Annotated in this window: 6 protein-coding genes; all 6 read right to left on the bottom strand. The window is 66.4% G+C overall.

Going from position 1 to position 7,449, the window contains the following annotated elements:
• Positions 1 to 753: enoyl-CoA hydratase/isomerase family protein (locus tag VGN82_RS04300; RefSeq protein WP_327525758.1), on the bottom strand; the 753-nt coding region annotated here is incomplete at its 3' end.
• A 23-nt stretch (positions 754 to 776) separates the two neighbouring features.
• Positions 777 to 1,682: an ABC transporter permease gene (locus VGN82_RS04295; protein ID WP_414644198.1), complete on the bottom strand. Its 906-nt coding sequence runs from the start codon at positions 1,680 to 1,682 to the stop codon at positions 777 to 779.
• Positions 1,679 to 2,647, bottom strand: coding sequence for an ABC transporter permease (locus VGN82_RS04290; RefSeq protein ID WP_327525757.1), 969 nt, complete (start codon positions 2,645 to 2,647; stop codon positions 1,679 to 1,681). The genes VGN82_RS04295 and VGN82_RS04290 overlap by 4 nt, the downstream gene beginning before the upstream one ends.
• Positions 2,644 to 4,065: an MmgE/PrpD family protein gene (locus VGN82_RS04285; protein ID WP_327525756.1), complete on the bottom strand. Its 1,422-nt coding sequence runs from the start codon at positions 4,063 to 4,065 to the stop codon at positions 2,644 to 2,646. The genes VGN82_RS04290 and VGN82_RS04285 overlap by 4 nt, the downstream gene beginning before the upstream one ends.
• Positions 4,062 to 5,549 carry an ABC transporter substrate-binding protein gene (locus VGN82_RS04280; RefSeq protein ID WP_327525755.1) on the bottom strand — a complete coding sequence of 496 codons (1,488 nt, stop codon included), beginning with the start codon at positions 5,547 to 5,549 and terminating at the stop codon, positions 4,062 to 4,064. Before VGN82_RS04280 ends, VGN82_RS04285 begins: the two co-directional genes overlap by 4 nt.
• Positions 5,550 to 5,736: 187 nt before the next feature.
• Complete coding sequence (locus VGN82_RS04275; protein ID WP_327525754.1) at positions 5,737 to 7,284, bottom strand: AMP-binding protein; 1,548 nt, start codon at positions 7,282 to 7,284, stop codon at positions 5,737 to 5,739.
• Positions 7,285 to 7,449 lie beyond the last annotated feature (165 nt).

Genomic DNA, 7,449 nt, shown 5'->3' with positions numbered 1-7,449 from the left:
GCGCTTGGCGAGGAACTCTTCCATCATCCGGGCGGGCTCGCCGGTGGCGTAGGCCTCGCGCTGGTTGCGGATGCCGGCGGCCAGGCACTCGCGGAAGCTGGCCTCCGTCACCTCGCGGAAGCGGGCCTTGTTGAGGCGCATGGCAACGGGCGGCTTGCCGGCGAGTTCGGTGGCCAGCGCGAGCGCGGCCTCCATCACCTGCTCCTGCGGCACGATGCGGTTGATCAGGCCGATGCGGAAGCTCTCCTGCGCATCCATCATCCGGCCGGTCAGCGTCAGGTCGATGGTGCGGGCGATGCCGATCATCTCCCGCATGATCCAGGGGCCGGTCACCGAGGCGATGCCGGAATTGATCTCGGGCTGGCCCATGGTGACGCCCTCATGGCCGATGCGCAGGTCGCAAAGCAGCGAGACCTGAAAGGCCGAGCCGGCGGCGACGCCGTTCAGCGCCGCGATGATCGGCTTGGAGAGCGAGCGGATGCGGTCGTAGAGGTGCTCCCACTCACCCATCCAGACTTCGGCGCGGTCGGCATCGAAGGTCTTGGTCTCGTTGAGGTCCTGCCCCGCCCCGAAGGCGCGATCACCGGCGCCGGTCAGGATGATGGCCCGGACGGCCTCGTTCGCCTCGAGCTCGTCCAGAGCCTCGACCAGCCGCGCCCGCATCGGCGCGTTCCAGGCGTTGAGAACCTGCGGTCGGTTCAGCGTCAGGATGCCGACCGGCCCGCGGATCTCACTGAGAACGGAATCCTTCATGATATTCTCCAGGGATGATGCGATCAGCTCTGCCGGCGCGGGTTCAGGATGTCGCGCAGGTGATCTCCGACGAGATTGATGGCGACCACGGTCACGAGCAGTGCCAGGCCCGGGTAGAAGCTGATCCAGAACTTGCCCGAGAGCATGTACTGATAGCCGTTGGCGATCAGCAGCCCGAGGCTGGGTTCGGTGACCGGCACGCCCAGGCCGAGGAACGACAGGGTCGCCTCGAGCGCGATGGCGCGCGCCACCTGCACGGTCATGATGACCATGAGCGGCGGCAGGCAATTGGGCAGCAGATGCCGGAACAGGATGCGGGTCGGCGACGCGCCGAGCGCTGTCGCCGCCTCGACATATTCCTTGCGGCTTTCGACGAGTGCGCTGGCGCGCGCAGTCCGCGCATAGGCCGCCCACTCGACGATGATCAGCGCGAGAACCACATTGAAGATGCCCTTGCCCAGGAAGGCCAGGATCATCAGCGCGATCAGGATCGTCGGGAATGAAAGCTGGAGGTCGACCAGCCGCATCAGCGCGGCTTCCAGCTTGCCGCCGACATAGGCTGCAACGAGGCCGAGCGTCGCTCCGATCCCGGCGGCGGCAACGGCGGACGCGACGCCGACGCCCAGAGAGATGCGCAGCCCGTAGAGGATGCCGGACAGCATGTCGCGGCCCTGATCGTCGGTGCCGAGCCAGTACACCATGCCCGTCGCCGACCTGGCGCCCGGCTCCAGCCGCCCGTCCATGATGTCGAGCTGCATCAGATCATAGGGGTTCTGCGGTGCGATCCATGGTGCCAGCAGAGCGAGCAGGACGATGCAAGCGAGCACGACGAGGCCGACCATCGCCGAGCGCGACGACTTGAAGGCGCGCCAAAAGCGCTGAAACGGAGTTACGGGCGCAGCGGCGGAAGAGCGATCGATCGCGGTCATTTGCCGATCCGGACGCGGGGGTCGAGCGCTGTGTAGAGCGCATCGACGATGAGGTTGATCAGCACGAACATCAGGACGACGATCATCAGATAGGCGACGATCATCGGCCGATCGAGCACGTGGATGCTGTCGATGATCAGCTTGCCCATGCCGGGCCAGGCGAAGATCGTCTCGGTGACGACCGAGAAGGCGATGAGTGATCCGAACTCCAGGCCCACGATCGTGACCACGGGGATCAGGATGTTCTTCAGCAGATGCACGAAGATGATGCGGTTTTCCGCAAGTCCCTTCGCTCTGGCGGTACGAATGTAGTCCTGCGGAACGATCTCCTGCGTTTCGGCGCGGACCAGGCGCATCACCAGAGAAATCTTGAACAGCGCGAGATTGAGCGCCGGCAGCATCATGTGATGCAGTCCGTCCAGTGTCAGGAACGACCACGGCACTCCGAACAGCTCGCGGGTCTCGCCGCGCCCGCCTGAGGGCATCCAGCCAAGCTGGACGGCGAAGACCATGATGAGCAGGAGGCCGACCCAAAATCCCGGCAGCGAAAAGCCCAGGATGGAGCCGGTCATGATGGCCTTCGAGATCCGCGATTGCGGTTTGACGCCGGCATAAAGGCCCAGCGGAATGCCGATCGTGATCGCCAGCAGCATCGCTGCGACGGCGAGCTCCAGCGTTGCCGGCATGCGCTGCAGGATCACCTTCAATGCCGGCTCGTTGTAGACGAAGCTGCGGCCGAGATCGCCATGAACTGCGCCGCCCAGAAAGGCGAAATACTGCTGCCAGAGCGGTCGGTCGAGGCCGAAGGCGGCAATGGCGCGCGCGCGCTCCGCCTGGTCCGCCTCCGGCGAGATCAGAACCTCGACGGGGTCGCCGATCACGTGGATTCCGATGAAGACGATGACGGTCATCGCCAGGACGACGAAGAGCGCCTGGCCCAGGCGCACGAAAGCCCAGCCTGTCACGGGAGTTGCTCCGACAAGTTGCTGGCGGCGGCCGCTATCGGCCGCGCGCGGTCAAGCGCTTTGATCACCGGCAGGACGCTCGGCAATGTTTCGAGTGATCTTATCGCGTCGATGATCGTGTCAGCCTCCGGCCCATCGACAAGTGCGCGGAACTTGCTCTCGGCGTCGGCATCGGTCCAGCGGCGTTCGTGGCGGGCGACGACCGGCGTATCGAGATCCGTCTCGCAGGAGAAGCTGCCGCGAGCCGTCTTGATGGTGACGCTGCTCGGCCTCCTCCGCAAGGGCAGCACGCGACCGTTTGCGGCATGAGGATCGTGCTCCCCGACGGTGACCCTGCGGCGCAATGCCTGCACATCGGCGCGGCGGTCTGTCTCGTCCGACAGCCAGTCCGGACCGCCGGGAACGCCGAGACAAAGCATGGCGAAGGCGTGCGGGAAGCTGAACTGCCTGCTCGCGAAAGTAGCGGGTTCCTGATTGGCGAAACGCGCCGAGGTCGCTGCGGCTCCGGTGGTCAGGTGGATCGCCTCGATCTCCGTCGGCTCGATCGCATGCTCGGCGAGGAGATCGGTCAGGTTCGCCATTGCCGGCAGCAGCATGCCGCAGCACGGCCAGTCCTTGTAGACGATGCCGGAGATAGCCCAGCTTTCGCCCCAGGCCGCCGTCAGGCGCTCAGGGCGAGCGTTCGGTGCCGACAACATGCGGAAAAAGCCGTTATCGCCATCGACCAGATCGGGCAGGGCGGTCGAGCCTGCCTCCGCCGCCAGGACGCCGCCAAGCCCCGCAAGCGCGCACCAGCCGGTGTCGCAGTATTTCGTATCCGGCAGATCGACCGCCAGATTCCATTTCGCGCCGATCGGTACGGGCGCATTGGACAGCGCATGGGCATAGGCTTGGGCTCCGACGGCAGGTTCGAGCGCCCGCAGGCGCGCTCCAGCGCCGACAGCCGCCATCACCACCGGTGCCGCGATTCCCCAGACCGGTGCGAAGACCTGCCGGCCCTCGGCATCAGCAACATAATAGCTGCCGGTCGCGGCCGAGAGGCGCGCGGCTAGTTCATAGCCGGTCGCGATCGAGAGCAGGAGATCCGCTCCCGATGTCTCATGCACGCGGGCCAGCGCCAGAGCGGCGGCGACAGCGCCGCAGCCGAAATGTGCGCCGGCACAGCCTTCTTCGAAATCCATCGCGTCGCCGAGCCGCGCCAGCAGATAGGCGTCGCCCATCAGCGACGTCCGGCCTGCCGCATGACCCATGCCGGCTGCGACCCGCGCGGAGATGTCGCCGGCGCGGGTCGCCTGCGCCGCGACCACGCAGGCCAGCATATCGAGCAGCATGCGCTTCGTTTCGGCTCGCACGCCCTCGGGAAGATCTCCCAGTGCCAGCGCCGAGGCGCGGGTCGCAAGCGCCTCCAGCCCGGTCATGCCACTGGCTCGGCGTAGAAGGCGCTCGTCCGGGACATCGGATTGGCGTTGAATTTGACGACGCCCTTGCGGGTCGCCCAGTTGGCGCGGGTGTAGAAGATCGGGATCATGCCGGCATCGTCGTTGAGGATCTTCAGCGCCTGGTCGATCAGCGTCTGCCGCTTGGCCCCGTCCATAGTCCGCAGCGCCTCGATGCCAAGCTCGTCCACCTTCGCATTCGAGTAGGCAGCGCGGTTGGAGCTGCCGAGGCCGCGCTTGGGATCGGCCGTCATCACAAGCGAGCGTAGCGTGATCAACGCGTAGGGCGAGTTGAAGCCGGCCATGAAGGCGGAATAGGCGCGGGCGGATGCCTTCGACAGGAACGGCGCCATCGGGGCCGTTTCCACCGTGGTGCGGATGCCGATCCGGGTCAGGCCCTGGGCCAGCGCCTGGAGCACGGCGGTGTCGTTGGCGAACTGGCCGTTCGGGCCGTGGACGGTGAGCTGGAAGCCTTCCGGGTATCCGGCCTGCTTGAGCAGATCCTTCGCCTTCGCGAGATCGACCGGCAGAGGCTTCAGCCCGCGCGCATGGTCGGACGCGGCCGTGCTGACGAGCTGGCTCGCCGGCGTGCCCTGGCCCGCCATCAGGCGGTCGACGATCGCCTGCCTGTCGAAGGCGAGCGCGATCGCCTGGCGCACGCGGATGTCGGTCAGCGGGTTCTTCGCAAGCGGCTTGCCGCCGTTGTCGAAGACAAAGGGCGTGGTCTCGCGGGAGGTGTCGAGCGCGAGATAGACGGAGAGATAGGCGGCCGTGCTGGCGATCTCGATCTTCGGGTCGCTCTGGAGCTTGGCGACGTCCTGGACCGGCACTCCGTCGATGATGTCGACATCGCCCGTGGAAAGCGCAGCGACGCGTGCGCCGGGGTCGCTGAGATAGCGGATGATGAGCTGATCCCAGCCCGGCTTGCCGCCCCAGAACTCCGGATTGGCGACGAGTTCGAGGCGCTCGCCCGGCGCGAAGCTGCGGTAGCGATAGGGGCCAGTGCCGATGGCCAGTGGACCGGCCGTCATCGCGGCGGTCGTCGCCTCGGCGTGCAGCTTTCGCGACAGCATGCAGACCGGGCAGAGCTTGTAGGCGAAGATCGGGTCGGGCTCGCGCGTCTTGATCCGCACCGTCGTCCGGTCGACGATCTCGACGCCGACGATGTCGCGGACATTCGAGATGAAGGAGGCGACGCTGTTGGGGATGTTAGCGGCGCGCTTGAAGCTGAACTCGATGTCCTCGGGCTCGAACGGCGTGCCGTCATGGAACGTGACGCCCTCGCGCAGCTTGAGTTCCCAGGTCGTGTCGTCCAGCGCCTTCCAGCTCGTCGCCAGCCCGGGGATCAGCGCCCCTGTCGGATCCTGGCTGATCAGCGGGCTGTAGATCTGCAGCAGGGCCTGCGCGCTGGTGAAGGCGTCGTGGAAATGCGGATCCAGCGAAGTCGGTCCTGTCGTCAGCGCCATCCTGAGCGTCCGGTCGGCCGCCCGAGCGCCATGCATAGGCAACGCGGCAGCCAGACCGCCCAGCATCAAGCCCAAATAGGTCCTGCGATCCATTTCACTCTCCCGTTTCGCGTGGCGGCCTCGGCACTTGCCGGGCTCTGGAGACCGCCGCCTCTCGACCATGTCCGTGCTGCGCCGCGTGGCGCACTCATTTCCCGATGCGATAGCCCGATCGTTCGAGGTCGAACGCGTTCTCCACCCCGCGCGGCAGGTCGCTCTTTTTGATCCGCTGCGTCGGCGTCTTGGGGAACTCCTCAATGCGCTCGATGTAGCGGGGGATCTGGAAATAGGGCATCCGGCTCTCGCACCACTTGATCAGGTCGAGCGGATCGGGCTCGCGCCCTCCGGTCGGCCGGATGAACAGCTTGAGGTCGTCATCGCCCATCTCGCTGGGCACGCCGACAAGCGCGCATTCCTCGATGTCGTCATGGGTCAGCAGGATGCGCTCGACCTCCCAGGCCGAAATGTTGACGCCGCGTCGGCGGACGCTGTCCTTCTTGCGCCCGGCATAGAACAGGAAGCCGTCTTCGTCGCGTCTTGCGAGGTCGCCGGTCGAGAACCAGCCATCCTTCATCAGGGCCGCGCTCGCCTCCGGCATGCGGAAATAGCCGATGAAGGAAAGCCCGGCTTCGAGCGGGCGCACGGTGATCTCGCCCGCCTCGCCGACCGGCACTTCGGCGCCATCCTCGCTGCGCAGCACCACCTCGTAGAAGGGCAATGCCCGCCCGCAGGAGCCGACGCGCCCCTCGGGATTGATGGTCACGAAGGTCGTCATCTCCGAGAGCCCGTAACCCTCGTGCAGCGGGATGCCGAAACGATCCTCGAAAGCCTTCCAGACATCGAGCGGGCAGCCGCCGCCCCAGGCCATGCGGACCTTGTGCTCGCGGTCGCGCGCGCTCGCAGGTTGCTTCAGCAGCAGCGGCAGCACGCCGCCGAGATAATGGATGTGGGTGACGTCGTAGCGCCGGACCTGGTCCCAGAACTGCGAGGCGCTGAAGCGGTCGACCTGGGCGAGAGTCAACGGCTGCATCAGCGCGGCGATCAGCACCGATACGCCGGCGCCGTGATGCAGCGGCTCCCAGAGCAGGAAGACGTCGCCGGCCTTGGCACCGGTCAGAGCCAGCGTGCCCATCGGCCCTGCGCGCAGGCTGCGGTCGGTCTTCAGTACGCCCTTGGGCTCGCCGGTCGTACCCGAGCTCGGCGTGATCGCGATGACGTCGTCGGGTCCAACCTTGACGGCCGGAGCGGCTGGGTTCGCCGCCGCGATGACACCGGCGAAGCCAGCCGGCTCGTCGCCGCCGCGCCAGAGCACCGAGAGGCCGGGCAGCCGCGCGGTGGCCGGAGCCAGCACGGCGGCATAGTCGCGGTCGGCAATCAACCAATGCGGCTCGAAACGGTCGAAGACGAAATCCAGCGCGGCGCCCTTGAGATGGACGTTGACCGGGATGCGGACGAGCCCGGCCTTGGCCAGGGCGAAGATGGTGACGATGTGGTCGGGGTGGCTCGGCAGCATCACCGCGACCCGGTCGCCGGGCTTCGCGCCGGCAGCGAGCAATCCGTTGGCGAGGCGGTTGATGCGCTCGTTCAATGCGCCGATCGTGAAGCTGTCCTCACCGAAGCGGCAATAGACATGCCCGGGGTCAATGGCGGCGCGCCGCTCCCAGAGCGCTGCGATGGTCATGTCGTCGGTCTGCATCGGGTCTGTCCGGGTGGGAACGAAGTGCGTTGCGCCTTCGCGTAACGCGCTTCTGAAAATCGAAATGCAATAACGTAGATTGAATATTGATATTCCGTCGGGCAGCCTGTCAAGCGCTTCGATCGCCGCCCATCATTGACAGCGCGCGCACATTGAAATAATCAA

The sequence above is a fragment of the Allobosea sp. genome (assembly GCF_035999205.1).
Lineage (GTDB): Bacteria > Pseudomonadota > Alphaproteobacteria > Rhizobiales > Beijerinckiaceae > Allobosea.
This window is presented reverse-complemented; position numbering and strand designations above follow the sequence as displayed.

Excerpts from the sequence above, each read along its gene's own strand:
- VGN82_RS04295 (WP_414644198.1), bottom strand. The coding sequence starts at position 1,682 with ATGACCGCGATCGATCGCTCTTCCGCCGCTGCGCCCGTAACTCCGTTT.
- VGN82_RS04280 (WP_327525755.1), bottom strand. The coding sequence starts at position 5,549 with ATGGCGCTGACGACAGGACCGACTTCGCTGGATCCGCATTTCCACGAC.
- VGN82_RS04275 (WP_327525754.1), bottom strand. The coding sequence starts at position 7,284 with ATGCAGACCGACGACATGACCATCGCAGCGCTCTGGGAGCGGCGCGCC.
- VGN82_RS04285 (WP_327525756.1), bottom strand. The coding sequence starts at position 4,065 with ATGACCGGGCTGGAGGCGCTTGCGACCCGCGCCTCGGCGCTGGCACTG.